This is a genomic window from Kiloniella laminariae DSM 19542, assembly GCF_000374005.1.
GTDB lineage: Bacteria > Pseudomonadota > Alphaproteobacteria > Kiloniellales > Kiloniellaceae > Kiloniella > Kiloniella laminariae.
In genome coordinates this window covers 324,399-350,913 of sequence record NZ_KB893134.1, presented here as the reverse complement: position 1 = coordinate 350,913, position 26,515 = coordinate 324,399, and the positions used below count along the sequence as shown (strand labels likewise).

Sequence of the window (26,515 nt, the reverse complement as noted above, 5' to 3'; positions counted from 1 at the left end):
ATCCCGCAAAGAATGTCATGGGGAATGTTCTCAGCCCTGCTCACAACGTCAGCATGAATGTAGGGATTCAGGTCCCCCAACGTCAAGGTGCATGTTGAGCAAGAATGCTGTCGGGCAAGAGCATCAATCTGGCATCATCGGTCCAGAGCAGATGCGCCTCGATCTCGTGATCCGGGTAAATTTGCTGCAAAATCATCCGGTAAGCAGCCATCTGACGCAGATAGGCACGGTGGACCTTCTCTACCGAAAGAGGTGGCGGACGGTTGGTTTTATAGTCGATAATAATTACTTTTTTATCTGTAATAACCAGACGATCCACCTGTCCCGAGATGACCTCGACATCTCCATCCCTTCGAACCAGGCCGACAACCGGGACTTCCGCCCGGCTATCCGGGCCAAACAATGACTGATATTCCGGATGTCGAAGAACCGAAAGGGTTTCTTCCTGTAGCCGGGTGACCTGGTCTTCTGTCAGCTCATGCAGCGGCGAAGAAAGAAAACGTCGGGCGGCTTCTTCCCATTTATCCCGCCCCAGATCCGGCAGGGTCTGCAATAAACGGTGGATCAGAAGCCCGCGCCTGAAACGGCTGCCATCCCCGTCCCCCAGGGGAGACCGTACCGGAGGTTCATCATCCTTGCGGCGTGAAGGTGCCAGCGGTTTTGGCGGCACAGGCTCCTGCTCGGGAACAGAAAAGGCCCAGCTCGGCAGAGCCTGCAAAGCCGCTTCTTCCCTCTGTTCATTCGACGCTTTTTTCACCTCGGCCGTCTGGGGATTCTCGACCAGCCATCCCCGTGCATCCCAGAGGCCTGCGGGATCTTCGGGGAACGTAAAATTCTCTTCTTTTGCCGTCTCGGAAAGCGCCGATTTGGCCAGGGCGTACCAGCTGTCTTCTGAGGGGTCTCTTTGCCCGCTCCAGCCACAGATGACCAGGCGGTCTTCTGCCCGGGTCAGGGCCACATACAACAGGCGGCGATATTCACGGAGGCCTTCTTTGCGTAAGCCTTCTCTTGCGGTTGAAATAACCGGGGTCTGCAAGGCAGTCCGTGGCGACCAGACCGGAATGTTGTTCTGCTCCCTGAGCCAGAGCACCCCGCGGTCAGCCTGCGGAATCTGTGTTGTATCCGGCAAGATCACCAGCGGTGCCTGCAACCCCTTGGAACCATGAACAGTCATGATCCGGACCGCATCTCCCCCCTGTTCAAGGTCGCGCTTGATTTCCTGCTCTCCGGCTTCCAGCCAGTGCAGGAATCCTTCCAGCGAAGGTGTTTCCTCGCGCTCGTAAACCAGCGCAAGTGACAGAAACTCCTCAATCGGGTCGCGGGCATCCGGCCCCAGCCGGGCCAGAAGTTTTTTCCGCCCGCCAAGCGGTCCCAAAATGTGCGAAATCAGTTCGAAGGGCGGCGTATAGTCAGCCCGGGCAAGAAGCCCGTTGAGAAAGCCTGCCGCTCTGGCGCAGTCAGCATCCTGCCCCGCCCGATCACGCAACACCGACCAGAGTGTGCCTTTGCGTTTATGAGCCAGGACAAAGAGCTTCTCCTCACTCAGTCCCAGCAAAGGTCCCTTCAAGACAGTTGCCAGTGTCAGGTCGTCATCCGGCAACAGTAAAAAACGCCCCAGGGCAATCAGATCCATTACCGCCATCTGGTCGGTCAGCACCATTCTGTCCACCCCGGACACCGGAACCGAAAGAACCTTAAGTTCACGCACCAGTTCCTCGACAAAAGCATTGCGTCGCCGGACCAAGATCAGGACATCACCGGGCCGTATACGCCGTCCCTTGGCGGGCAACTGGCAGAGTGGATCATCCGCTCCGGCTTCGGATCGGGTCCAGTAATGAATCCGGCGGGCCAGAACCATCGCCAGACGGGCCCGGGATTCCATTTCGGCTTCCTGGGCCAGCGGCAGGGTCCAGGGTGTTTCTTCTCCGGCGGCTTCACTGGCGATCAGGGGCCAGAGCTCAACCCGCCCGGCCTGTCCCAGACGTACTGGCTGGTGATTCAATGCTACGGCTTCAAAAGCCACACCATCGGCCGCAACCGCCGAGGCAAAGACCTGATCGACAACTCCGAGAACCGCGGGGGTCGAGCGGAAAGAAACATCCAGGCTGATCCGTTCCACCTTCTGTTCCGCAGCAACAGCCTTTTTCTGGAAATAACGACGCATTTCCTCAAACTTGGCCGGATCTGCCCGCTGAAAACTGTAAATCGACTGTTTGACATCACCAACGGCAAAAATTGTTCTGATTTCTTCGCGCGCCCCTTCTCCGGCGAAGAATTCTTCACAAAGTGCTCCCACCACATCCCACTGTTCAGGATTGGTATCTTGGGCTTCATCAATCAGGACATGGTCCAGACCACCATCAAGTTTGAACAGCACCCAGGCAACCGCCCGGTCTCCACGCAGGAGGTCCCTGGCCTTGAGAATCAGGTCATCATAATCAAGAAAAGCCCGGGCTTCCTTGTAACGCTCGTAGCGTTTGAGAATTGAAACCCCCATCAGCAACAGGGCCATTGTTGCCTGCGCAACCGCGATCGCGTTACATTTAGTATTCACCCGGATCAGGCGTTCAATCTCTCCCATCAGGATTTCAGGAAGATCTGGCAAAGCCTCCAGCGCTCCCTTGGTTGCCAGACGACTGCGCGGTTCTCCAGCCTGGGTAAAAAAGACACCGGAATAATCAGCATAGCGCTGCAGACGCAGCTGCGGATCAGCCTCAAGCCAGCTTTTGAGAACCCGCCCCCGTTCCTGATCCGTTTTTGCCCCCCGCAGCAAGGCGTCCGCCGCCTGTCCAAGCGCAATCACATTCACCAGACGATCACTGCAAGCATCCAGTAACAGCTCCTCAATCCCGACCCCTTCAGGCGCATCAAGCACCTCGTGAACCGCCTGCCTCAGGCCGGAAAGATTGCCATATTTTTGCAGCAGTATAGAGATGCGCCCCCGTTCACGGATAATTTCCTGAACCAGTGGGCCAAAAGACTGTTCCTGGGTATAGGCTGTCAAACAAGATAGGGCCTGCGTGACCTCTTCTTCACTCACTCCCCCGCGCCCGGAGAGAACATCCTCGCGCGCCCTGATCAACAGCTCGGCAGCAGAACGATCATCCAGAATCTGGAAATTCGGGGCAACTCCGGCCTCAAGTGGAAACCGCCCCAGAAGCGACTGGCAAAAAGCATGGATGGTCTGGATTTTCATACCGCCCGGTGTATCAAGCACCCGGGCAAAAAGCCGGCGTGCTGTAACGGTTTCGCTATCGCTTGGGAAACGTCCCAACAGGTTTGAAAGTTCGTTCTGCAGGACCTCGTCTGAAATGGTTGACCACTGCGCCAGCTTACCCGAAAGCCGATTGGCCATTTCTGCCGCTGCGGCCTTGGTAAAGGTCAGGGCCAAGATTTTTCCTGGTTCTGAGCCGCTCAAGAGCAAATTCAGAATACGATCTGTCAGAACCTTGGTTTTACCTGCTCCGGCAGATGCGCCGACCCAGACTGACGCCGTGGGGTCTGCTGCCTGGCGCTGTTCACGGGTCGCCTTGTCAAGAATTTCCTGTATCCCCGCCGGGGCAGCTTTCTGCTCAACACTCATGCTTCGCCCTCGCTGCTGCTGGCCCATTCCTTGACCCGGGCGAGGTGCTCATAATCATTATAGATCAACGCCTGTTTGGGACGCGGGCGCGCCGCATAGGGTGTTTCCTCGTGATCAAACTCGGTAATCAGATCCAGCAGTCCTTCCAGCGCCACGGTTGCCGCTTCAGCTACACTCTCACCGCTGCTGCGCTGGCCCAGCGCCTTCTTTTCCTCTCCCGCAGGCTCGCCTCCGGTCAAACGCCAATAAAGCAATTCGCTAACCGCATCCGAAAAATGTCCAAAGCCCCCTGCTGCCGCAATTGCGGCCTCCAGCGGCAATTGTGGTGACAGCCCCTGAAAGACATTCTTGCTGCTGGGAACTGTTCCGGTCTTGTAATCAAGAATAGCCAGGCCGCCTCGGGCCAGCTCGTCAATTCTGTCCGCCTTGGCCGTCAGGACAAAATCTCCGGCCGGGGCCTGTAAGATCATTCGCCCCGTCACCTCGACGTGAGAACGGGAAACTTCTTTTCGCCGGACGGCCTCCTGTTCAACAAACCACTTGGCAATGCGCTGGAACCGGGGCCACCAGAATGCCCAGATCCCCGGCCGATCCCGCACAGATGAAAAGACCTGTTCACCAATGAGCAGAAGCTGGGTTTCCGCATCTTCGGGCAAGGCATCGGGATAGCGTTTGAGAAACAGTTCCAATGTCTCGTGAATCAGGCTGCCCTTGTCCGCCCCGGAAGGGTCCGCGTCAATCGGCTCCAGTTTGCGCAGTTTCAGGATCTTCTGGGCATAAAGTGCGTAGGGATCACGCATCCATGTCTCGATCCGTGTAACAGAAAGTTCGCGGGGGCGGGCACTGACAGGAGGACGCGGCGCAGGTGGGCCGATGGATATACGATCTTCCGGTAAATCCAGTGTTTCGACCCAGTGAAGCCATTGCGCTGCCTCACGCTCCAGAAGACCTTTTAAACCGCGGCCCTCCAACAGCGCTTCCATACGCAACAGCCAGCGCGAAGGAACTGTCGGCGCTCCCTCAACCTTCTCCGAGCGGGTGAGGAATACCCGCGGGGCGCAGAAAGCCTGAACAAAATCCTGGGCCGAAAGACCGATTTGCTGTTCGGGCTGCGGTAGACCAAAATCCCGGCGCATCGGGCGGCTCATCCAGGGGCCGGATTTGGTTTCGGCAGGCCAGCTTCCTTCGTTCAATCCACCAAGAACGACCACATCAGCATGCTGCAAACGAGCCTCGATCGCCCCGAGAATGCTCAGACGCGGATGTGCCCCGAAAGGGGCCCGGACCGCACGCCCGACCATCAGCGCCGCGATCATTTCCGGATAGCGATGAGCCGAAACTTCCGGCGCATCCCCTGCTGCTTCGCGCAATTCGGCAACAAACTCAGCCGCAGCAGTTCCTTCATCTCCGGCCCAGAGACGCTCCGCGCCAGAAAGATCATCAGTGGCGGCAAGCTGTTCAGCAAAAGCAACATGAGCGTCCAGCAGAGCGCGGAAGGAGCCTCCGTCAGCCCCTGAACTTTCCGATAGACTTTGAGCAAAATGTTCCGCAAGCCCGGCCAGTTTCCCGACAAACAAACTGAGTTCCGTATCGGGATGGCGTTCCTCGTCTGCCTTGAGCGCCTTTAACAACCCCGGAAAACCCGAAGCAGGTCTGACACCGCGCAAGACCGCAATTTCCAACCGCCGGAGAATACGGTTAAAGATACCCGGTGCCATTCCTCCGCTGCAGAGCGGATGTTTTAAAGTCGCCAGCAGCTCAATCGGGGCAAGTTTTGAAACCATCATCTCGGCTGTGAGACGCAGGAAAACTGCAGGAGGTGCTTCCGGCAAAGGGGCACCCGCCGAATCATCAATCCGGATTCCCCAACGTTCCATTTCCGCCGCAACCCGGCGGGCCAGATTTCGATCCGGCGTAACAAGCGCAGCCGTTTTTGCAGGGTCTTCCAGCACTGATCGCAGGATCAGGGCAATGGCCAGAGCCTCTTCTCCCGATCCGGGACAGTCCAGACGGGTTACACCCGCGAGAGCCAGCTCAAAAGTTTTCTGGTCGGTTCGTTCGATATACCCCTGCCACTCCGTTGTCGACTGGGCCGGGCGCATGGCAGTCTGGATAAAAGCAACCCGGGCAGGGTCGGCCCGCCCCGCGCTCTGATCTGACCAACAGTCAATGGCAGCACGTTCAACAGCAAGTCTGGAGAGAAGGACAGACAGGCCATGCTGTGGATGAGAACTATCCCGTAAGACCTCATTCCAGACCTTGTCATCCGCCTGCAGGTCAATACCCGGCAGGATAACCTGTCCCAGAGGCAGAGCCGCGATCACAGCAATCAATTCAGCCGCAGCCGGAATAGAGCCGGTCGAACCTGCAACAATAACTGGATGATCCGGGGGAGAGGATTGCCAGTGAGCAATCTGGGCCTCAAGCAAACGCCGTCGCCGTTCTGCAGAACCGATTCCTCCGGTGGTAGCTTCAACTGCAGGCCAGACCCGGGTTAAAATTTCCAGAAACTCGAGGGTAACCTTCCAGTGTTCCGCATACTCCGCAGGTACCAGCGCTGCCAGATGACTGAAATTCAATCCTTCCGTTTCAACCTGATCCAGAAATCGCCCCAGTTCACTCGCCAGGCGCACCGCCTGATCTTCCGGCATACGGTTGCTGTTTTGCTCGTTTTCCTGGCTTTCTGACCACTTCAACACCAGCTGGCTCAACAGCAGCTGCCGCTTAAGTTTGGGCAGTTCCGGCGGAAGTTCAGCTGCCAATCCCCCACCAACACCAACTTCGCTTGCAGAAATCAACAGCTCATCCGGGTCGAGATCCCCCAGAGGCAGCAACCGGGGCAACATCAGGGCACACCCCTCCGAAGCTCTCAGGAAAGCAAGCTGCAAACTGCGACAGGCCCGGCGTGTCGGCAAGAGGATCATCACCCGGGACAGCTCAAGCGGATCATTTCCCCAGCGTTCAAGCACACCTTCGGCCAAGGCATCGACAAAGGATACATTCGAGGGGATGGTATAGATCTGACCGGCCATCATATTTACTTCCTAGAAGAAGTCAGAGGGGTTGCTTCTGTCTTTCAGTCTCTCTTCTACCTCGGCCAGACCTTCTGGCGTTCCAACGTGGAACCATTCACCTTCGTGGCGCAACCCGTACAGCCGCTCACTTTCCAACGCCTTGTTATAAATCAGATTCAGTGAAAACGCCCCGGCAGGAACCTTTTCAAACAGCTTTGGATGCAGGATCTGGATACCCGCAAAAACAAAAGGAGCCTGCTGCTGCTCTTGTCGGCGAATCAGTCGACCAGACGGTTCCATAGAGAAATCACCATTGCCTTCGTACCCCACGGCCCGACAGGTCGGATGCAGCAACAGCAGCGCATCCATCACCTCGGGGTCCCAGGCTGCCATCAGCCTTTCAAAAGCAGGTTCGGCCCCCTCGAGCCAGCAAACATCCCCGTTAACGACAATAAAGGGTTCTTGCCCCAGTTTCGGCAACGCCAGGGCCACCCCCCCGCCGGTCTCCAGCAGAACATCTTCTTCAGAAACAGTAAGGCTTGGATCATTTTTAGCAGTGATAAAATCCCGGATCTGTTCTTTGAGGTAAAAGGCATTGACGACAAGGGATGTGATCTGCGCGGCTTTCAACCGGGAAATAATTGTCTCCAACATTGGCGTCCCCAGAACCGGCACCAGGGGTTTGGGCAAACTGTCCGTGATCGGGCGCATGCGTTTGCCGAGCCCGGCGGCCAACACCATCGCGGTCTTGATCCTCTGGCCTTTGTTGTGGGAAACCTGCGTCTTCGTCATTTACTGCTTACCATCTTCTGAAAAAAGCGGGGACAGACGTGATAACCAGCCTGCCTCACCATGGAGGGATATTTTACGACTGGTTTCCCCTTCCCCGTAACTCAGCTTTACCAGCAAACGGTTTCGCGGCAGGAATCGCCCCAGCTTTTCAGGCCATTCAATCAAGCAGATCGCCTCGGCAAAAGCTTCTTCAATACCAAGTTCAAAAGCTTCTTCCGGATCTTCCAGTCGATAGAGATCAAAATGCCAGATCTGCTCCTCGCCCCGGTCATAAACCTGAACCAGCGTGAAAGTCGGACTGGGGACCTCTTCAATTTCCTCCTGGCCTGCACAGGCAGGAAACGCATTGATCAGAGCCCGGGAAAATGCCGTCTTTCCTGCGCCAAGATCTCCATCAAGCGCCAGAACATCCCCCGCCCTGAGCATGGGGGCCAGACGCGCAGCAAAGGCCTGGGTTGCCATTTCATTCTGACAAATGACCTGCCCGATTTCCTGATCTCCCGCCATGTCACACCCTTATAATAATTCCGGAAAACTTTGACTGCTGTTATGGCTCATTTGAAGGCGGGTCGTTCGCAACAGGTTTATCCAGAGTACTGGTGATATTGCGGATATTTCCCGAAGTAATTTCCTGCTCTGGCGGCTCGATATTTTTTTTCTTTATATCCTTGTCATCCAGCAAAGGAATATGACAGGTGACTGTGGTTCCTTCATTAATCTCGGACTCCAGTTCAACCCATCCGCCATGCAACTCGACCAGGCTTTTCACCAAAGAAAGCCCAAGGCCGGCCCCTGCCTGCTTGGCATGGCCTTCACCCCGTTCAAAACGGTCAAAAACCCTTTTTTGATCCGCGCGGCCAATCCCCACACCGCTATCTGAAACCGACAGACGCAGCTCGGTATCCTTGCGGGCTGTAATGGCGACCGTTGCGCCTTCGGGGGAGAACTTCACGGCATTGATAAGCAGGTTGAAAAGCGCTTGGGTCAAGCGGCGTTCATCAACAAGAACCGAACCGATGTCATCACTGCAGTCGATGTCGATCTCGACATTGCGGTGGCGGGCGCGCTCATGCCCGATTGTGTGCAGATGCTGCAACATCTGATCGACCTTGACCTCAGCCAGATCGAGATAGAGATATCCGGCCTCGATCGTCGCCAGATCAAGAATGTCGTTGATCAGGGCCATCAGGCGGTGAGAGGATTCCACGATCGCCTGGCTGTATTCCTTCTGACGCTCGTTCAGTTCACCAAAGAACTGGTTTTCCAGTATTTCGGCAAAGCCGACAATCGCATTCAGAGGTGTCCGCAGTTCATAGGACACATTGGCGATAAACTCGGTCTTGAGACGATCTGCTGTCTCGAGCGCCTCGTTCTTCTCCAACAGAGCCCGCTCAACAGTAAAAGAGTCCGTCACGTCCAGGAATGTCAGCAAGGAAGCACCGTCAGGCAGCAGGACCTGTGCCCAGTCCAGCACGACACCGTCTGCCCGAACCTTCCGTCCGCTTCTCGGCTCGGGCTCACAGACGCGGGCGACCATAAATTCCTGCTGGGCTTCCCATTGCTCGTCAGTAACATCAAACAGTTCCCGCCCCCGCGCAACCACATCCCGCACATGGGGCTCGGTTTTGAGGAACTCTTCCGGCTGTTTCCAGATCTGGGCAAAGGTAGGATTAAACAGTTTCAGCCGACCATCCGCACCATAAACCGCAACAGCTTCATAAAGCTTGTTCAGCGTTTCGCGCTGGACGGCTGTCAGGGTGTTATAGGAACGCTCCAGCGCCAGCCGGTCCGTCACATCTTCAACTGTTTCCAACACACCGCCAAAGGGATGGGCCGTGGCAACCGAACGCAGGGTTGTGCCATCGGTCAGATGCATCAACTCCTCGACCGGCTCGATCATGGTCCGGTATTCCCGCAGGCGCTGCTGTTTAAATTCAGGGAAGTTGGCATATTCAGGAAGGCGGCGGTTTTCCCTCAGGCTGTCAAGAATCTCGCTGAGCATCGGTTCAGACCGCAGGAACTCATCATTGAGTTTGAAAAGAGTGGCATAGGCAGAGTTAAAAAACTTCAGCCGCTGGTCCGGCCCGTAGATTGAAATAGCAATCCCCAGATTTTCCAACACCTGGGCATGAGCATTGATATGTCGGCTCAACTCACCTTCAGCTTCTTCCAACCCGGTTTTATCCAAAGCAAAACCAATGAGCGAAGTGTCATCCAAAGCCTTCTCGCAAATTTCCAGCAGACGCCGTTCGCCACCGATAATTGCATGCTGTCTTTGCGAAACCAGCTCTTTTGTCGCCAGGGCTCTCCGGGCCAGGTCAAGGGCCTGCCCTGCTTTGGAACGATCAAGCAATTCCATATTGTTTTTGACCGCTTCCGCGGCATCAACTTCGACGATTGCGGCATAATATTTGTTGCAATAGGTCAGGGAAAGGTTGCCATCCCGCATCCATACCGGCAAAGGCAGATTGTCGAGCAAGTCACCCGAATGCCGTGAATTTTCATGCGCAGCATGAATCTGTCTCTCCAGATCACTGATGTCCGAAAACCACACCACATCCGCCACAGGCTGGCCGGTAAAGGGTTCAATCCTCTGGCCGGAAATGCGATAGGTTCTGCCTTTGGCTGGCAAGGTCAGAATAAAGGACTTCCCTGCCCCGCGTAGAGATTCAACAGCTTCGATAAGCGCGTTTGGTTTGGTGCCCCCGCGCTGAAAAAGAATAGAAACGGCGTTAAAATCAATCTCGCCATGATCAAGACCGAATTCACGGATCAATCCGGCACTTGCCCGGGGTTTTTGGTCCTTGTGTGAAAAGGTCAGACAGCCCAGCGGGGCCGCCAGCAGGGCCGCGCGGTCAAGACCAGCCCGGGACTGAAGTTCCTGAAATTTCTGTTGCGCCATCATCCAGCGATAACGATAGGCAAAGACGAGAACTGCTGCCCCGATCAAGATCATAAAGGCAAAAAACAGACCCGGCAGATAAGCCGAAAATGACGACACCGCGTTCCCCTCAGTAAATCCGGAGGGAACATTCCAGCCGACAACCCCGACCAGCAGAACATTCCCTTAAAGACCTGTCCGGCCAACAGCCGATACAACTTAACCAAGTGTAAAGATTTTATTCAGATGGAACAAGGCGTTGAAACAACAAGGGGGCACAGAAAAATCTGCGCCCCCTTGTCTTGTTCGGTTATCGACCAGCTTAGTAGCGATAATGATCCGGTTTGAACGGCCCTTCAACAGGAACACCGATGTATTCTGACTGCTCTTGGCTCAGCTTGGTCAGCTTCACGCCAAGTTTCGCGAGATGCAGTGCAGCAACCTTTTCATCAAGGTGTTTCGGCAGAACATATACCTTGCGTTCGTAATCCGCCGCATTATTCCACAGCTCGATCTGCGCCAGCACTTGGTTGGTGAAAGAAGCAGACATCACAAAGCTCGGGTGACCTGTTGCACAGCCCAGGTTCACCAGGCGGCCTTCAGCCAGAACGATCAGGCGTTTGCCGTCAGGGAACTCGACTTCGTCTACCTGATCCTTGACATTGTGCCAGGTCAGATTGCGCAGTGCAGCGATTTGGATTTCGGAATCAAAGTGACCGATGTTACACACAATCGCACGGTCTTTCATCGCCCGCATGTGGTCGATGGTGATGATGTCCTTGTTTCCTGTGGTGGTTACAAAAATATCACCCAGCGCAGCGGCATCTTCCAGTGTCGTAACTTCGTAGCCTTCCATGGCAGCCTGCAAAGCACAGATCGGATCAATTTCTGTCACCAGAACCCGGGCACCCTGTGTACGCAGGGACGCGGCAGAGCCTTTGCCCACATCACCAAAACCACAGACAACGGCGATTTTACCGGCAATCATCACATCGGTTGCACGCTTGATACCGTCAACCAGTGACTCACGGCAGCCATAGAGGTTGTCAAATTTTGACTTGGTTACTGAATCGTTCACGTTGATGGCGGGAACAGCAAGTGTGCCCTTTTTCACCATTTCATAAAGACGGTGCACACCTGTGGTGGTTTCTTCGGAAAGGCCACGCACATCTTTCAGAAGCTCGGGATATTGATCATGCATCATTACGGTGAGATCGCCGCCATCATCCAGAATCATGTTTGGACGCCAGCCGTTTGGACCTTCGATTGTCTGCTCGATACACCAGACGAATTCTTCTTCGGTTTCTTTTTTCCAGGCAAAAACAGGAACACCCGTTGCCGCAATCGCAGCAGCAGCCTGATCCTGGGTCGAGAAAATGTTACAGGAAGACCAGCGGACTTCAGCACCAAGCGCCGTCAGTGTCTCAATCAGAACAGCAGTCTGAATGGTCATGTGCAGGCAACCGGCGATACGTGCACCAGCCAAAGGTTTGCTCGCGCCGAACTCTTCACGCAGCGCCATCAGGCCCGGCATTTCAGTTTCAGCAATGGCAATTTCCTTGCGGCCCCAGTCAGCCAGGGACATGTCGGCAACTTTGTAATCCGTAAATTCAGTCATTCTATCACTCTCATCAAAGAAAATAACTTCACATAAAGAATTCTTTATGTTGTAATTTGAGGGAATGAATAGCAGCCTTGAGGGCAAATGGCAACCCGTTTTGCCTCTCTTCACCTATACGGGGACCTTTTGTCCTGACAGAGCTGCTCCCGCCATTTCCCGTGCCAGCAAAACAAAAGCCTCGACCGAACGTCGCTTGATCTGACTTTTCAGGCAGATAACCATATCCCTGTTGCTGTCGCGCAATTCATCAATCAGTAATGCATGGGTTCGGTTGTCTCCCCAGACCTCATGTTCAAAAAGAAACCCGACCCCCAGTCCCACCGCCACAGCTTCGCGGACGGCTTCGCGGCTGCCGAGTTCAAGTACCTCTTCATAGGCAAGCCCCTGTTGTTTCACCGCCAGATCCAGAACCCGGCGTGTATTGGACCCGCGTTCGCGCAGGATCAATTGCTCGGCCATCAATTCAGCCAGCCTGATCTGCTGGCGTTCTGCCAGGGAATGCTCGACAGGCACCAGGGCGACCATGGACTGAAGCGAGAGATTATCAAGGATCAGGCGATCGTCTCCGGCACAGTTCGCTGTAATCCCCACATCGCCTCTCTGCGCAAGAATATCCTGCCGTACAGACTCGGCATTCCCCAGACTGACAGAAAGCGTCACCCCCGGATAACGCTCGCGGAAGGCCGCGATCAAAGGCAAGGCAACATGGGGGCCATCAGCTGCAATCTTCAAATGCCCCCGCTCCAGAGCAGACGAAGCCGAGAGATGCTCCTGAATTTGCTCCTCCTCCAGAAAGAACTGCCGGGTCTTGTTAAACAGTTCCTGTCCATCTTTTGTCAGCAGGGCCTGCCCGCCACTGCGGTGAAACAGGGTCAGACCATAACTTTCCTCAAGACTGCGCACCTGTATTGTCACGGCAGGCGGAGTTAATTTCAAAAGCTGGGCCGCCCGGGAAAAGCTCCCCTCCCTTGCCACAGCATCAAACGCCCGAAGCTGACTGTGCCGCATACCGATCTCTCCCCGGATAATAACGCGAGTTAAATTTTTTTAAATTTATGTTACAGCTTATTTAATTTGATTGTCGCCCCTGCTCTTTGCAAGCTGCAAACTCACTACAGGGCGCATCATCAGGAAACAGAGGGACCGTCATGGCAACAAAAGATTCAGGCCGGAAAAAAAGCTTCGATTACATGGCACCACCCGTACCTGGCGAATTGCCTCTGTTCGACATTCCGCTGGTTCGGGCAACAGCAGAAAGCCTCAAAGGATTTGGCACTCTTGTTACTGATTACATGGCCCACCCGGTCGAGATCGTCCGCTGGCCAGCATTGGGCTGGCGTTCCATTGACGAAGGTACAGGCGATGAAGCAGGGCACCTTGAAGGCATTTTCGAGTTCTGGTGGGAAGGTGATTTCCTGCTCGGGGAAAACATGGCCGTCAAGGACCGCTATATTCTGGGTTGGTCGGAACTTCCGGCAAAGGCCAGAAGAGACAACCCGGAGGCAAAACGTGACCAGCTCCTGATCTGGCACGCCAATTACCATCCTGACGGCGCACAGCTGTTTTACCCGCTGGATAACCGCCCCTTCATCACTGCCCTGGCTAAAACAGGAGACGACATGCACCCCAAGGACTGGGTCGCCTTCTATTGTGACGGCAGTTTCGGGATCTGTATTCATCCGGGAATCTGGCACGAAGCCATCACACCACTTTCGCCAAGGTCACGCTTCTACGACAAACAGGGCGCCGTTCATGCCCGGGTCAGCTGCAACTTTACCGAAGAATTCGGCGTCTTTCTGCGGATACCGCTCACACCTGACGATATCCAGAAGCAGGACTAAAATGATTAACTGGTGAAGCGTTCGTTATAGTCCTGCAGAAGCATGGCGATACGGCCTGGATCATGCTGCGTCATAATGGTTTCTGCCCGGCGAACTGCTTCTGCCATATCCAGCTGCAAAATACGGTTTTTCACCCGGGGCAGGGCATTGGAACTCATGGAAAGATCACGGACCCCCAGTCCCAGCAACAGCGGGGCGAAGTTAACATCCCCAGCGACCTCGCCACAGACAGACACGGGAATATGTGCCCGTCGCGCGGCCTCTACAGTCAGGGAAATCAGTTTGAGCACCGCCGGATGCAGCGGATTATAGAGATAGGCCACCTGTTCCTCGGCACGGTCAATCGCCAGGGTATACATGGTCAGGTCGTTGGTGCCGATGGCAAAAAAATCGGCAACTTTGGCCAAACCGTCTGCCAGAAGGGCCGCCCCCGGCACCTCGATCATAATGCCGAGAGGCGGCAGAGGATCTGCAATCCTCACGTCTCGCTGTTTGAGTTCTTCAGCCACTTCCATCAGGCAGCGGCGCACTTCGCGCACCTCGCCCGGATGCGTCACCATCGGCAGCAAAATTCGTAACGGCCCATGCGCGCTGGCCCGCAGGATCGCCCGCAACTGTGTCTCCAGCAAATCCCGATGTTTTAGCGACAATCGGATCGCTCTTAGTCCCAGAGCCGGGTTCAGTGATTCGCTCGGGGCTGTTCCCAGAGCGGAAACCAGTTTTTCCCCCCCTGCATCAAGGGTACGGACCGTCACCGGACGCCCGGACATGCCATCGATGATTTCAGCAAGCGCTTCATACTGCTCTTGTTCTGTGGGCAGTTCATCCCGGTTCATGAACAGAAACTCAGTCCGCAACAGCCCGACACCTTCGGCCCCGTTGGCCACGGCCTGTCCGGTCTCTCTCGGCAGCTCCACATTGGCCTGCAGGGCAACCCGGTGATCATCCTTGGTAAGGGCAGGAACATCGCGCAGGCGTGCCAGCGAGCGGACTTCCCGCTCAATATCTTTCTGGCGGCGTTTGTAATCCTTGATTCGCGCCTCGGTCGGATTGACAAAAACCAGACCATTGGTGCCATCAACAATAATAATCTGACCGCTTTCAATCCCGGCCAAAAGTCCGGGAACCCCCAGAACCGCCGGAAGACCAAGAGAACGGGCCATGATCGCGGTATGACCTTCCGGTCCGCCAAGCACCGTCGCAAATCCACCGATCCAGGCAGGATCCATCATGGCGGTATCTGCCGGGGTGATTTCTTCTGCCAGAATCACCGAATTCTCGTTGAGGCCGGAATAGGAGTCAGTTTCTATCTTGCTCAGGTTCCGCACAATGCGGTGTCCCACTTCCCGGACTTCATGAGCTTTGGTTCGCAGATAGGGGTCCTTGATCGAGGTGAACTTGCGGGCGATCTGTCCCACCTCGGCCATCACAGCTGCTTCGGCGTTTTTCTGCCCTGTCTGAATCCGGGCTTTGATACCCCCGATCAAACTGCTGCTTTTCAGCATCTGGACATGGGCATCCAGCAGATAGCCAAGCTCTTCAGCGGCAGTTCCATGGAAATCCTGGGCCTGTCCCTGCAGCTTGGAAACCTGATCAAGCGCGCGTTCTACCGCGTCGGCAAACCGGATCAGTTCAGCGGGAATTTTTGCCGTCGGAACCCGGTATTCCTGAATCTGGATGTCGCTGGCTTCACTAACGTAGGCAGGTCCAATGACCACGCCCGGAGAAACAGCGAGACCTTCAAAAATCCTTTCGCCCTGATTCTCTTTCACGTAGTTTCCCTAACTTCTTGCCACTATTAAAACACATCCCCCGACCAGATAGCGGACAGGAGGTTATCTCCCCGGTTCAATCCTCATCAAACTTGTTGGCAACCAGTTCGACCAGCGCTGCCATGGCGCTCTCGGCGGAAGGCCCCGCTGCCGTCAATTCGATTTCACAGCCTGGCGCTGCCGCCAGCATCATCAGCCCCATAATCGAACAACCTGAAACGGCGGTATCGTCTTTACGAACCGTGACATCCGCCTCAAAGCTCTCTGCCAGTTTGACAAATTTGGCCGAAGCCCGGGCATGCAGCCCCCGTTTATTGAGAATGGTAACTTTCTGCGTCAGCACTCTTGTTCCCCCGCCGCAAACATCCGGCCTTACCTGCCGGCAACCGAGGCCTAGGCCTTGTCCCCGAGAAGCTCTGAAGCAACATGGATATATTTCCGTCCCGCTTCCTGCGCTTCAAGAACTGCAGCCTTCATTTTTTTACACTCGCGCAATCCGGCAAGCTTGATCAACAAGGGCAAGTTCACCCCTGCAACCACCTCGACATTGGCCTGATCCATCACCGAGATCGCCAGATTGGATGGTGTGCCTCCAAACATGTCTGTCAGGATCACAACACCTTGGCCGTCGTCCACCTGCTTTACAGAACTGAGGATATCCTTGCGGCGTTGTTCCATATCATCATCCGGTCCGATACAAACCGTCGCAATATGGCTCTGTTCGCCCACGACATGTTGTAATGCCGCCACGAATTCGATCGCCAGGTTACCATGGGTAACCAAAACCATCCCTATCATGCCTTCCCTTTCCGCAGGCGCTTTCCTTTTATTCCGGAAAACTAGCAGCTTTCCCGGTCATCATACAAGATAAAGCCTCGGATCTCGTCAACAAGACCGTATCCCGGTTCACGGGAACTCCCGGGGCACCGCTTTTTCCCTGCCCGTCAGACCTTAACGATAGCGATCGGGTTCACGATCAATGTCGCGATGAGCAATAATGACCTGGGACCATATTTTACCCAGATGACGCCCCAGCCATTCCGTCAGCGCAACAGATCGATGTCGCCCCCCTGTACAACCGATGGCAATGGTCAGATAGTTTTTGCCTTCCTGTTGATAACGCGGCAACAGCGGCAGGAGCAGTTTTTTGAGACTCTCTGCAAATTCGGCATAGTCCGGATCTTCCCGGACATAATCAGCTACGGCCTTGTCCCGCCCGGTCAACCGGCGCAAATCCGGGTCATAGTGGGGATTGCGCAAGAATCTGACATCGAACATCAGGTCAGCTTCACGTGGCACACCGAAGCGATAGGAAAAAGACATTACCTGGATGGTCATGATCCCGCTCTCTTCCAGTCCGAGAAGGGCGGTCAGATTCTGGCGAAAATCAGCCGTGGTGGTATCCGAGCTGTCAATCACGTAGTTGGCCCGGGCCTGAAGCGGGGCAACCAGCCTGCGCTCGGCAAGGATGCCGTCTTTCAAGGGCCGGTCTGCAGCAAGCGGATGACGGCGGCGGGTTTCTTTGAAACGCCGTTCCAGCACATCGACAGAGCAATCAAGAAAAACCAGAGAAACATCCAGCTCCGCATCGTTGTGCAGCTTTTCGATATGCTGCAAAAGCGGGCTGGCAGAAAAATTCCGGGAACGGATATCAATCCCGACCGCCAACGGGCGTTGACGACGCTTGTCGCCAATAACCACATCCAGCAGGTCCAGAGGCAGATTATCAATCGCTTCGAACCCGTGATCTTCCAGAACCTTCATTGCTGTTGAACGGCCAGCACCTGAAAGCCCCGTTACCAGGACGACACGAAGGGGATCTTTTGTCTGCACATTGTTGTTGTCCGGCATGACAGATGGCCCTCATTTGATAATCAGCTAAAAGAACAGATAGTTATCTATCTATATCACTATCTGGTCGGGTCATGGCAAGTACCAGCTTGGCAAGGGTCGAAGCTTCAAAGCTGTAGAGAGATATCTTTGGCAAAGTAACGCCCAAAATATCAACCTGCGCTGGTTCCGGCAGACGCTCAACCTCTCCTTGTCGGACCAGATCAACGACAAGTGTAACAGGCACCTGCTCGCAAAAAGGAAACGAAACCAGCCCAAGCCCCCGGACTTCAAGCAACCCGGCAATGGTCGGAGGTGGACTGGCCAGTAACTGCTCATCCCTGACCACCAGCAGGGTCTGGTCATCCGAGACCAGTCTGGCACAGCCTTCATGCAAGGCCCGAAGGGCCAGATCTGATTTGCCACTGCCCGAAGGACCACGCAACAAAACCCCGAACCTTTGTCCGGCAGGATCGCCAGCACTTTCACCAGCCCCTTCAAAAGCAAGGCAAGTCGCATGAATCAACGGCTGAGAGGCCATAGTCCTATCCCACTGGCAAGGTAATAATAAATCGGGCACCGCGGATCTTGCCGCCGGCACCTTCCCGGTTTTCTGCCGTTATTGTACCATTGTGGGCTTCAATAATCTGCTTGGAAATACTCAGGCCAAGACCTGAATGTGTCCCGAACTTCTCCCCTTCCGGACGCTCGGTATAAAAGCGGTCGAAAATAGCTTCCAGTTTGCCCGGAATAATCCCCGGTCCTTCATCTTCAACCGTGATAACAACCTCGTTCTCATCCCTTCTGGCAATCAGGGTGATTTTTCCGTCTGGCGGACTGAAAGTCTGGGCATTGCTCATCAGGTTGCGCAGGACCTGGCCCAGGCGTCCTTCAAGACCGGGAACACAAAGATCCGCAGTCTCATCCTGACGAAGCTCAAAGCTTGGCCCTTCCTTGCCGTCCAGACCAACCCGCTGTATTTCCACCAGGGTTTCCAGCAGCTTGCGAACATCGACATCTTCCATATTCGCCCGGGACAGTTCCGCATCCAGACGCGACGCATCCGAAATATCACTGATCAGGCGATCCAGCCGCTGCACATCATCCAGAATAATTGCCATGAGGCGTTTTTGTTGGTCCGGGTCAGAAACCCGCGCCACCGTCTCGACAGCAGACCTGAGGGACGTCAGAGGGTTTTTGATTTCATGCGCCACATCCGCAGCAAAACCCTCAATAGCATCCATTCGGGCCCAAAGTGCTTCTGTCATGGCCCGCAAAGCACCTGAAAGATCTCCGATTTCATCCCGGCGACGGGTAAAGTCCGGAATCTCGTACTGCCGCCCCTTGCCATAACGGACAAAGTCAGCGGCATCAGCAAGCCGCCGTAACGGACGCCCGATTGTTCCCGCCAGATAAAGTGACAGCAGCACCGTAACCCCCAGCGCAATCCCGCAGACGGCAAGAATATCCCGTCTTCGGGCCTGTACAGCTTCGGTCACAACCTGAGCGTCTTTTGACAGCATCAGTGTTCCCAACACCTGACGATAGCGCTGGATCGGTACCGCCATGGACAAAACCAGGCGCCCGGAAGTATCGGCCCGAACCATTCCGGCGGGCTCTCCCTTCATGGCAATCAGAACTTCCTTGTAGTCCTCGGCACTCTGTCTCTGGGACTCCCGATAGAGCGGCCAGTCGTCACGACCCGGTAACCAGGTGATGATTTTTTCATAATACTCAATGATTCTATCATCCAGACTCATACCACCCGGGGGCGGTAATTCACCGATTTCCACCGGCCCGCCAACACCTGCCAGATAAAGGCTGTCCGCCAGCATCTCGCCGGATGTTGCAAAAATTCTGGCACGCACACCAATATCGTTCAGCATGCCTCGCATCAGGCTTCTTGTCAGTTCAGGAACAAGCTTTTCATCCCCGACTTTGCTGGCAACGACAGCTGTCGATCCCAGACTGAGCGAGAAAGCCCGCCCCTGAATGGAAAGGGCATCAAGTTCTGAGGCAATCAGGCTGAGCCGATATTGTTCCAGGTGCATCAAGCCGACGACCGGGATCAACAAGACAAGCGAATTGATCAACAGGATCTTCCGTGTCAGAGAGGATCGCCAGCCACGCTTGCGCCCCTTGCGATGTTTTTTTACCGCTTGGGCAATCTCTACCTGCTGCTTATGGCTTTGATCTGCCACCGTTGCCCCCGATTATCACACGTTCAACTTTTTGAATTTTATATCTTTTACAACTCGGCCAACAGCCGGGCTGTTGCCTCATCCAGAACGTGACAATTCACAGTCCCGCCCTGCGCCTGGATTTTCCAGGCTTCGAGGTAGTTACCCAGATAAATCAGTTTCTCCGAAATATAAACGGATAAACTATCGGGGTGCTCCAGCCCTGCACGTTGCCCCCAGAGAACCTTGTCAGGGCGTTTCCCCTGCAGATCACAAACGGTTTCTGCCCCATTCTGATAAAGCCCTGCCCGGAGAGCTTCTTGCTGAAGCCCGGACAAAGAGCGATCGAGCTGACCTTCCTCCTGCCCGGCATCATTAAAAAGAATAATATCATAGGCGGGCAACTCGGGCCCCAAGGCTTCAACCAGTGACCGGGAGGCCATGACGACTTCTCCCTGTTTTTGCAAAGGCTTTCCGCTTGGGGAAAAAAGCTGCATCAGGCCAAACACAACCAGAGACATGGCCAGAACAAAAAGCAACTTCTCCAGGAATTTGATGCCGGATTTCACAGGCTTCCCCCCCTGCAGTATCGGGAGGAAAAACAACTGATCTTGCAGCTTGGGAAAGCCAGCAACAAACGATCAGTCACGGTACCGGTAACCCACGCCATAAAGGGTTTCGATTTGGCCAAAATCGTCATCACTTTCCTTGAATTTTTTCCGTAACCGTTTGATATGGCTATCTATCGTGCGATCATCTACATAGACCGCATCCCCATAGGCTGCATCCATCAGCTGGTCGCGGTTTTTGACATGTCCCGGTCGCTGCGCCAGGGCTTTGAGAATCAGGAATTCGGTCACAGTCAGGTTGATATGTTTGCCTTTCCAGGTGCAGAGATGCCGCGAAGCATCAAGCATCATATGACCACGCTGGATCGGCTTGTCGCCTTCTTTTCCTTCGCTGGCGTCCTGCTTGGCTTTCTCCCGTCGCAGCAAGGCCCGGATCCGCTCGACCAGAAGACGCTGGGAAAAGGGCTTGGTGATGTAATCATCCGCGCCCATGCGCAGCCCCAGAACCTCGTCAATCTCGTCATCCTTTGACGTCAGAAAGATCACCGGGATCGGGTTTCCTTCACGAATGCGGCGCAAAAGTTCCATGCCATCCATACGGGGCATCTTGATATCCAGCACAGCCAGATCAGCAGGACTGGAAGACATCCCGCGCAAGGCTTCTGAGCCGTCGGTATAGGTTCGTACCTTAAAGCCTTCTGCCTCAAGTGCGATAGAGACCGATGTTAAAATATTGCGGTCATCATCCACGAGAACAATATTGCCTTCCATGCCATTCCTCATTTTGTTGCGGGGCTGCCGTCCCTATAGGGGCGCCCGATCATATCGCTCAAGCGAATCAAATAGTAAGTATCTTGTCGTATTAAGCAATGTGGAGAGTGACTGTGGCAGTATTTTGTTCGGGAATTGTCCATCGCAGGGCCAGATTAGGAGCGGCTTTGTCCCCTGCCCCTGTTGTTTTTGATTGAGACATTGCCCTGAAACCTCCTGCTGTTCTCTCTATCTTTGAACAGAAAGAATATAAACTATTTCCAATAAAATCCTGGCTTTGAGGACAAAAAGCACAATTCTGCCGCTTTTCGGCTATTGAAACACCCCGGACCTTAAATACAATGCGCCAGCAAAGACTCCCGGAACAGAATCGGAAGTGATCCAGATTTTGGCCATCTTTCAGACCTGATTCATCTGAAAAACTAATGGTACTCTGATCGGGAATAAGGAAAATAAAAGGAAAGACTGCGTGAGCGAAAAGAACCATCAGACTGATGTAACCATCATCGGTGCAGGACCAACCGGGCTTTTTGCAGTCTTTCAATGTGGCATGCTCGGTATGAAAACCCATGTGGTCGATGCTCTGGAAGCAACCGGGGGGCAATGCACAGCGCTCTACCCGGAAAAACCGATCTATGACATCCCCGGTTTTCCTTCTGTCGCTGCTGCTGAACTGATCGAACAGCTTGAACAGCAGGCAGCTCCTTTTGACCCGGTCTATCATCTTGACCAGCAGGTCACGGCACTGGAATCTACAGCTGCTCAAGGCTGGAAAGTCACCACCAGCAAAGGCCACAGCATCACAAGCAAGGCTGTTATCCTCGCCGCCGGTGCTGGTGCTTTTGGCCCCAACCGCCCCCCTCTGGCTGGCCTCGAGAGCTATGAAGGCAAATCGGTTTTTTATCTGGTGAAAAGGCGCGAGGATTTCAGAGACAAATCCGTTGTCATCGCCGGGGGCGGAGACAGCGCTGTTGACTGGGCCATGTCCCTGCCGCAGGTGGCAAAAAAAGTCTATGTTGTCCACCGCCGGGACAAGTTCCGGGCAGCCCCTGAATCCGTTGCCCGCATGCGAGCGCTGGCCGACAGTGGCAAGGTCGAGATGATTGTCCCTTACCAGCTTCACGGTCTTTCCGGGAAAGATGGCCAGCTCGATGCGGTTATCGTCAAGGACATGGAAGACAATGAACGGATACTGGACGCCGATGTCCTGCTCCCGTTTTATGGCCTGGCAACGGATCTCGGACCGATTGCCAATTGGGGCTTCACTCTGGAACGCGGGCATATTCTTGTTGACCCGACCACCTGCGAAACCCGGCAGCAGGGAATTTTCGCCATCGGCGATATCGCGACCTATAAAAACAAGCTCAAGCTTATTCTTTGTGGCTTTTCCGAAGCTGCGATGGCGGCGCACGCGATCCACAGTCTCGTCTTCCCGGAACAGGAACTCCATTTCCAGTACTCCACCTCAAAGGGTGTGCCCGGCGAACCCTGACAGTATCTTTTTTTCCCTGCCAGACCCTGTTTTCTGATCAAGAGATTAAGATTGCTGCAAATCCCTATTCCAAAGGGAAAAATACAAAAGGGGCAAAAGCCGGTGGGTTTTAACACCCCTGCTTTTGCCCCTATGTCTTTTCACAAGTTCAGAAACGGATGACGGCAATAGCTCCGTCAAAAAATGACAGGGTCCCAAAAATCACCCCATAGACAGAATAGCTGTTTCTGCCCGCCCCCTTCACTGAGTTAGCGATTATCTGCCCGCCAGTTTCAGATTGTCGGCGCTATAGCGCCCCTTTCTGCTTTCCACCAGTTCGTATTCGACCTGCTGCCCTTCAACCAGTCCCGGCAATCCGGACTTTTGAATTGCGGAAAAGTGAACGAAGGCGTCCTCTCCTCCCGCATCCGGGGTAATAAACCCATAGCCTTTCTGGCTGTTAAACCAGCGCACGACACCCTTTTGCATTACCCCCCCGATTTTTTTTCAAGCACTCTAGTTTGCATACTACAGAGTATAGTTAACAAAAATTAACCATAAGATACGGTACGCAAAAGATAATGAAAAATCAATAATAGGTTGTTGTATTTTCGGGATTTTTATTGCAAAACCAATAGGTATATTTACGTAGTTATACCCGTTTTCTACCTTATCAGTGGAATCTCCTCCCCTTGCTAACAGCTGGCCCCTTTACAATTCTGACAATTGAGAGGAGCCTCCGGGGAAAACATTTTGCTCTCCTGATACAAGATTTAAAGAACAAGTGATGAATAACGACAGCAAACTGCGACACACGCCCGAGATGACCGAAGCGGAAAAAGCCCGTCATCTCATGCGCTGGGCAAGCAAAGCCTATCTCGCAACCGAGCTGCAGCCGGAGCTGAAAACCCCGGACAGTCCCGGGGGCCGGGTCGAGAAAGTTTCTGGTAACTTTCCCTATGCATCCCTTTCCCTTGTCGCGCTTGATCACGATGCCACGCCCTATATGCTGCTCTCTGATCTGGCCGATCACAGCCAAAATGTGGCTGCAAACCCCAGAGCCGGCATGCTGTTTGACGGAACCGCTGGCTATCGTGATCCACTTGCTGGCGGGCGGGTGACCCTGGTTGGAACCCTGACAAAAACAGATGACCCACGCATGCTGCAGCGGTTTTTATCCCGCCACCCCCGGTCTGCACTCTATGCTGGCTTCAAGGATTTTAGCCTCTATCGCTATGAAATTGAAGCGGCACACCTGATCGGGGGTTTTGCCAAAGCAATCTGGGTAACACCGGAAGTCCTCAAGCTTGACTGCCGGGATGCAGCCGAACTGTCAAAAGCCGAAACCTCAATCGTCGAGCATATGAACACAGATCACAGCGATGCAATTCTTGCCATCGCCACCCGGACACTTGGCTTACCTGCCACCAAATGGAAAATGACCGGCATTGATCCCGAGGGCTGGGATCTTCACGACGGACGGACCCATGCCCGGTGCCAGTTTGTTGCCCCGATCCACAATGCAGATGAGGCCAGACAAGCCCTGGTGATTCAGGCCAAAGCTGCACGAAGCTGAAACATCCTTCGTCCACACCGGCCTCCCCGTAACCATTAACCTTTTCTGTCCCGAAAGTGTTTATATTGAATGACAGAGCAGGATATCATCCAGCACACCAAGCTGACTGGTAACTTTCTGGTGCCAAAAACGTTACTGGCTCTTGATCAGAATAAAAGACATATCCTTCTCAGAGACACACAGCACGGGGAACATCATGTCTAGCATCAAGAAGATCCTGCCTTATCTCCTGGCAATCTTTATCGCCTATGTTTTTTTGCGTTATCTGCCCTTCAAGTTTGCTTCAGGCAGCCACCTCTTTCAGGTTCTCGAAGACTGGAGCGGGCTTGCCTGGTTTGAACCCCATGGTCGTTATCTGACCGGTGGCGCAGAACTGCTCGCCTGTATTTTACTCTTTATCCCTCGCCTGCAGGCTTTGGGTGGCCTCCTGTCACTCGCCCTGATGACTGGTGCCATCTTCTTTCATGTGTTCACCCCTCTGGGAATTGATCCCTACAATGATGGCGGCAAGCTTTTCACGCAGGCTGTTGGGGTCTGGTTTTCTGGCCTGATCATTATCTTCCTGCGTCGGGATGAGTATATCTCCTTATTGAAGTTTCTGCTCTCAGACCCTAAATTCAGTAAAGAAATGATGTGATCGATCTCCAAAATCATTCACAGCCCCTCAAAAGCCCGGTTCAACACCGGGCTTTTTTCTTTCCGTGATCCAGCAACAAAGTATCGCCAAAATAATCAAGCCAAAATAATCAAGCCAGGATAATCAAACCAGAATAATAATCAATTTGTCCCGGAACGACGATTTTCACTATCCCTTGCCGCAGGAGGATAGCTGTCTGTCATATGAAGCTGCTAGAGTGGGACAGATCAACGAAAGCGCCTGTCATGCGCTGATGAAACAACCTCGAAGGCTGACCATGCTTATCGCCCAGATCACAGATATACACCTCACCCCGGACGGCGTTTTTGCCCAGGGAAAAATCCAGACCGAAGAGCAGTTCGCACAGGTCCTTGCCGCTATCAAACAGCTTAAGCCGCAACCGGATGTGCTGCTTTTCACTGGCGATATCGCTGATAACAAACAGCCCGTAGCTTATGAAAAATTCCGCAGGATGATCACAGGAATCGGTATCCCCTGCTATCTTATTCCCGGTAATCACGATGACCGGGCGATGCTGCGCGCGGCTTTTCCCGATCATCCCGGCATGTCGGCAAGAACCGGAGAAGACTTTATCCAGTACGCCATTGACGAAGATTTTCCCGTACGGCTGATCGGGCTCGACACCCACCGCCCGGACAATGACAAAGGGGACCTCTCCGCAGAAAAGCTGGCCTGGCTGGAAGAGACGCTCAGCGAACAACCCGACAAGCCAACCCTGATTTTCATGCACCACCCCCCTTTCCTGACCGGCATTGACGAGATGGACTATTACAATCTGGCCGGGACCGAGGCCTTCGCCGATCTGTTACAGCGACACAAACAGGTCGTCCGGATTATCTGTGGCCATGTTCACCGCTCAATCCAGACCGTCTTTGCCGGGGTTCTCACATCCGTTGCTCCGGCCTGTGCCTTTACCCAGGCCCTCGGGCTTGGCCCTGATGGTGCCCAGGGGTTTATTCTGGAAGCCCCCAAATATGAACTTCATCTGTGGAACGACAGGGATAACTTTATTTCCCATACGGTTAATCTGGAATATAACAGCGGCGCCTTTGTTTACCCTACCCATGATGCTGGTTTTGCCAGCCGATAATAACCTCGCTTACAAGGAAGACCATGCAACAGATTTCCGCACTGCTTTTTGATCTCGACGGAACCGTTTATCGCGGCGGGAACGCCATTCCAGGCGCCAGTGACTTCATCCAGAGTCTGAAAGCACGGAACATCCCCTTTCTTTTTGTCACCAACCGGGGCAATCGGCGTCCGGAAGAGGTTGCACAGCAACTTCAAGATATGGGAATTCCCTGCTCAGCGGATGATGTCCTGACCTCGGCACAGGCTGTTGCAATGCAGCTGAAAGCCGGCACACGTGCCTACTGTCTCGGCGAAGAAGGACTCACCTCCATTCTTGAAGAGGCTGGCATCACGATCACCGATGAAAATGCAGATGTCGTTGTGGTCAGTTATGACCGGGGCATGAACTACGAAAAGCTCAGCAAAGCCCTGCGCCTGATAGATGGCGGCGCCCGTTTTATCGCCACCAATACCGACCGCCTGATCACCGTTGAAGACGGTATCCTGCCTGAAGCAGGCCCCCTGGTTGCAGCAGTTCAGGCCGCAACGGGAAAAGAGCCGGAAGTCTTTGGCAAACCCGAAAGCCAAATTATGGAAGCCGCTCTGGCTCGACTGGATAAACCCGCCAGTGAATGTGTTATTATCGGCGACAATCTCTTCACCGACATTCTCGCCGGACACAAGTCAGGTATGAAATCCATCCTGATTCTCACCGGGGTTGCCACTCGGTCAGAAGGCGAAGCGGCAGAACACAAACCCACCTGGATTGTTGAAGACTATCAGGAACTGGAACAGCTTCTTTTCAGTTAATGCCTTGCGCACAATACCTCAAAAACACTCAGGCCCGCCTCTTCTGAAGCGGGCCTGAAATATTTTAACAACAGG

General features: G+C 54.1%; 22 protein-coding genes. 6 read left to right on the top strand and 16 right to left on the bottom strand.

The features are described from left to right. Window positions 1-82: 82 nt before the first annotated feature. From addA to B152_RS0101655, 7 genes are all read right to left on the bottom strand, one after another. Window positions 83-3,583: a double-strand break repair helicase AddA gene (addA, locus tag B152_RS0101685; RefSeq protein ID WP_020590641.1), complete on the bottom strand. Its 3,501-nt coding sequence runs from the start codon at window positions 3,581-3,583 to the stop codon at window positions 83-85. Next, window positions 3,580-6,618 (bottom strand): double-strand break repair protein AddB, encoded by a 3,039-nt coding sequence (addB, locus tag B152_RS0101680; protein WP_020590640.1) that lies wholly within the window; start codon window positions 6,616-6,618, stop codon window positions 3,580-3,582. The genes addA and addB overlap by 4 nt, the downstream gene beginning before the upstream one ends. Before the next feature lie 9 nt (window positions 6,619-6,627). Then, window positions 6,628-7,389: a nucleotidyltransferase family protein gene (locus tag B152_RS0101675; protein WP_020590639.1), complete on the bottom strand. Its 762-nt coding sequence runs from the start codon at window positions 7,387-7,389 to the stop codon at window positions 6,628-6,630. Further along, complete coding sequence (tsaE, locus tag B152_RS0101670) at window positions 7,390-7,896, bottom strand: tRNA (adenosine(37)-N6)-threonylcarbamoyltransferase complex ATPase subunit type 1 TsaE (RefSeq protein ID WP_020590638.1); 507 nt, start codon at window positions 7,894-7,896, stop codon at window positions 7,390-7,392. A 40-nt stretch (window positions 7,897-7,936) separates the two neighbouring features. Further along, entirely contained in the window at window positions 7,937-10,390 is a 2,454-nt protein-coding gene (locus B152_RS22105; RefSeq protein WP_020590637.1) for a PAS domain-containing sensor histidine kinase, read from the bottom strand. Between the two features lie 202 nt (window positions 10,391-10,592). Continuing rightward, entirely contained in the window at window positions 10,593-11,888 is a 1,296-nt protein-coding gene (ahcY, locus tag B152_RS0101660) for an adenosylhomocysteinase (protein ID WP_020590636.1), read from the bottom strand. Window positions 11,889-12,002: 114 nt separating this feature from the next. Beyond that, entirely contained in the window at window positions 12,003-12,899 is an 897-nt protein-coding gene (locus B152_RS0101655; protein WP_020590635.1) for a LysR substrate-binding domain-containing protein, read from the bottom strand. A gap of 140 nt (window positions 12,900-13,039) precedes the next feature. Between B152_RS0101655 and B152_RS0101650 the strand changes: the two genes are divergently transcribed. Then, window positions 13,040-13,732 carry an ureidoglycolate lyase gene (locus B152_RS0101650; RefSeq protein WP_020590634.1) on the top strand — a complete coding sequence of 231 codons (693 nt, stop codon included), beginning with the start codon at window positions 13,040-13,042 and terminating at the stop codon, window positions 13,730-13,732. Between the two features lie 5 nt (window positions 13,733-13,737). Here the strand turns inward: B152_RS0101650 and ptsP are convergent, their stop codons facing one another. The 8 genes from ptsP to B152_RS0101610 form a co-directional block, all read right to left on the bottom strand. Continuing rightward, window positions 13,738-15,504 carry a phosphoenolpyruvate--protein phosphotransferase gene (gene ptsP / locus B152_RS0101645; RefSeq protein ID WP_020590633.1) on the bottom strand — a complete coding sequence of 589 codons (1,767 nt, stop codon included), beginning with the start codon at window positions 15,502-15,504 and terminating at the stop codon, window positions 13,738-13,740. A 76-nt stretch (window positions 15,505-15,580) separates the two neighbouring features. After that, entirely contained in the window at window positions 15,581-15,847 is a 267-nt protein-coding gene (locus B152_RS0101640) for an HPr family phosphocarrier protein (protein WP_020590632.1), read from the bottom strand. A gap of 50 nt (window positions 15,848-15,897) precedes the next feature. Then, window positions 15,898-16,302: a PTS sugar transporter subunit IIA gene (locus tag B152_RS0101635; RefSeq protein WP_026261189.1), complete on the bottom strand. Its 405-nt coding sequence runs from the start codon at window positions 16,300-16,302 to the stop codon at window positions 15,898-15,900. Between the two features lie 153 nt (window positions 16,303-16,455). Continuing rightward, on the bottom strand, window positions 16,456-17,355 hold the full coding sequence (gene rapZ / locus B152_RS0101630) for an RNase adapter RapZ (protein WP_020590630.1): 900 nt from the start codon (window positions 17,353-17,355) through the stop codon (window positions 16,456-16,458). Between the two features lie 43 nt (window positions 17,356-17,398). After that, window positions 17,399-17,875 carry an HPr kinase/phosphorylase gene (locus B152_RS0101625; protein WP_020590629.1) on the bottom strand — a complete coding sequence of 159 codons (477 nt, stop codon included), beginning with the start codon at window positions 17,873-17,875 and terminating at the stop codon, window positions 17,399-17,401. A gap of 4 nt (window positions 17,876-17,879) precedes the next feature. Further along, window positions 17,880-19,535 (bottom strand): stimulus-sensing domain-containing protein, encoded by a 1,656-nt coding sequence (locus B152_RS0101620; protein WP_020590628.1) that lies wholly within the window; start codon window positions 19,533-19,535, stop codon window positions 17,880-17,882. A gap of 47 nt (window positions 19,536-19,582) precedes the next feature. Then, window positions 19,583-20,083, bottom strand: coding sequence for a hypothetical protein (locus B152_RS0101615; protein WP_020590627.1), 501 nt, complete (start codon window positions 20,081-20,083; stop codon window positions 19,583-19,585). Window positions 20,084-20,155: 72 nt separating this feature from the next. Beyond that, window positions 20,156-20,854 carry a response regulator transcription factor gene (locus B152_RS0101610; protein WP_020590626.1) on the bottom strand — a complete coding sequence of 233 codons (699 nt, stop codon included), beginning with the start codon at window positions 20,852-20,854 and terminating at the stop codon, window positions 20,156-20,158. Between the two features lie 469 nt (window positions 20,855-21,323). Between B152_RS0101610 and B152_RS0101600 the strand changes: the two genes are divergently transcribed. Further along, window positions 21,324-22,346 carry an NAD(P)/FAD-dependent oxidoreductase gene (locus B152_RS0101600; RefSeq protein ID WP_020590624.1) on the top strand — a complete coding sequence of 341 codons (1,023 nt, stop codon included), beginning with the start codon at window positions 21,324-21,326 and terminating at the stop codon, window positions 22,344-22,346. A 255-nt stretch (window positions 22,347-22,601) separates the two neighbouring features. On the opposite strand, the gene B152_RS0101590 is transcribed toward B152_RS0101600, so the two are convergent. After that, window positions 22,602-22,814, bottom strand: coding sequence for a cold-shock protein (locus B152_RS0101590; protein WP_020590622.1), 213 nt, complete (start codon window positions 22,812-22,814; stop codon window positions 22,602-22,604). Window positions 22,815-23,112: 298 nt separating this feature from the next. On the opposite strand from B152_RS0101590, the gene B152_RS22100 reads away from it, so the two are divergent. From B152_RS22100 to B152_RS0101565, 4 genes are all read left to right on the top strand, one after another. Continuing rightward, the gene (locus B152_RS22100; protein WP_020590621.1) at window positions 23,113-23,901 is read left to right on the top strand and encodes a HugZ family pyridoxamine 5'-phosphate oxidase; all 789 of its coding nucleotides are present in this window, start codon (window positions 23,113-23,115) and stop codon (window positions 23,899-23,901) included. A 196-nt stretch (window positions 23,902-24,097) separates the two neighbouring features. Continuing rightward, on the top strand, window positions 24,098-24,538 hold the full coding sequence (locus B152_RS22095) for a DoxX family protein (RefSeq protein ID WP_020590619.1): 441 nt from the start codon (window positions 24,098-24,100) through the stop codon (window positions 24,536-24,538). A gap of 217 nt (window positions 24,539-24,755) precedes the next feature. Further along, window positions 24,756-25,649: a phosphodiesterase gene (locus tag B152_RS0101570; protein WP_020590618.1), complete on the top strand. Its 894-nt coding sequence runs from the start codon at window positions 24,756-24,758 to the stop codon at window positions 25,647-25,649. Window positions 25,650-25,672: 23 nt separating this feature from the next. Then, window positions 25,673-26,440, top strand: coding sequence for an HAD-IIA family hydrolase (locus B152_RS0101565; protein WP_020590617.1), 768 nt, complete (start codon window positions 25,673-25,675; stop codon window positions 26,438-26,440). Window positions 26,441-26,515 lie beyond the last annotated feature (75 nt).

Excerpts from the sequence above, each read along its gene's own strand:
- addA (WP_020590641.1), bottom strand. The coding sequence starts at position 3,583 with ATGAGTGTTGAGCAGAAAGCTGCCCCGGCGGGGATACAGGAAATTCTT.
- addB (WP_020590640.1), bottom strand. The coding sequence starts at position 6,618 with ATGATGGCCGGTCAGATCTATACCATCCCCTCGAATGTATCCTTTGTC.
- B152_RS0101675 (WP_020590639.1), bottom strand. The coding sequence starts at position 7,389 with ATGACGAAGACGCAGGTTTCCCACAACAAAGGCCAGAGGATCAAGACC.
- tsaE (WP_020590638.1), bottom strand. The coding sequence starts at position 7,896 with ATGGCGGGAGATCAGGAAATCGGGCAGGTCATTTGTCAGAATGAAATG.
- ahcY (WP_020590636.1), bottom strand. The coding sequence starts at position 11,888 with ATGACTGAATTTACGGATTACAAAGTTGCCGACATGTCCCTGGCTGAC.
- B152_RS0101655 (WP_020590635.1), bottom strand. The coding sequence starts at position 12,899 with ATGCGGCACAGTCAGCTTCGGGCGTTTGATGCTGTGGCAAGGGAGGGG.
- B152_RS0101650 (WP_020590634.1), top strand. The coding sequence starts at position 13,040 with ATGGCAACAAAAGATTCAGGCCGGAAAAAAAGCTTCGATTACATGGCA.
- B152_RS0101635 (WP_026261189.1), bottom strand. The coding sequence starts at position 16,302 with ATGATAGGGATGGTTTTGGTTACCCATGGTAACCTGGCGATCGAATTC.
- rapZ (WP_020590630.1), bottom strand. The coding sequence starts at position 17,355 with ATGCCGGACAACAACAATGTGCAGACAAAAGATCCCCTTCGTGTCGTC.
- B152_RS0101625 (WP_020590629.1), bottom strand. The coding sequence starts at position 17,875 with ATGGCCTCTCAGCCGTTGATTCATGCGACTTGCCTTGCTTTTGAAGGG.
- B152_RS0101610 (WP_020590626.1), bottom strand. The coding sequence starts at position 20,854 with ATGGAAGGCAATATTGTTCTCGTGGATGATGACCGCAATATTTTAACA.
- B152_RS0101590 (WP_020590622.1), bottom strand. The coding sequence starts at position 22,814 with ATGCAAAAGGGTGTCGTGCGCTGGTTTAACAGCCAGAAAGGCTATGGG.
- B152_RS22100 (WP_020590621.1), top strand. The coding sequence starts at position 23,113 with ATGAATAACGACAGCAAACTGCGACACACGCCCGAGATGACCGAAGCG.
- B152_RS22095 (WP_020590619.1), top strand. The coding sequence starts at position 24,098 with ATGTCTAGCATCAAGAAGATCCTGCCTTATCTCCTGGCAATCTTTATC.
- B152_RS0101565 (WP_020590617.1), top strand. The coding sequence starts at position 25,673 with ATGCAACAGATTTCCGCACTGCTTTTTGATCTCGACGGAACCGTTTAT.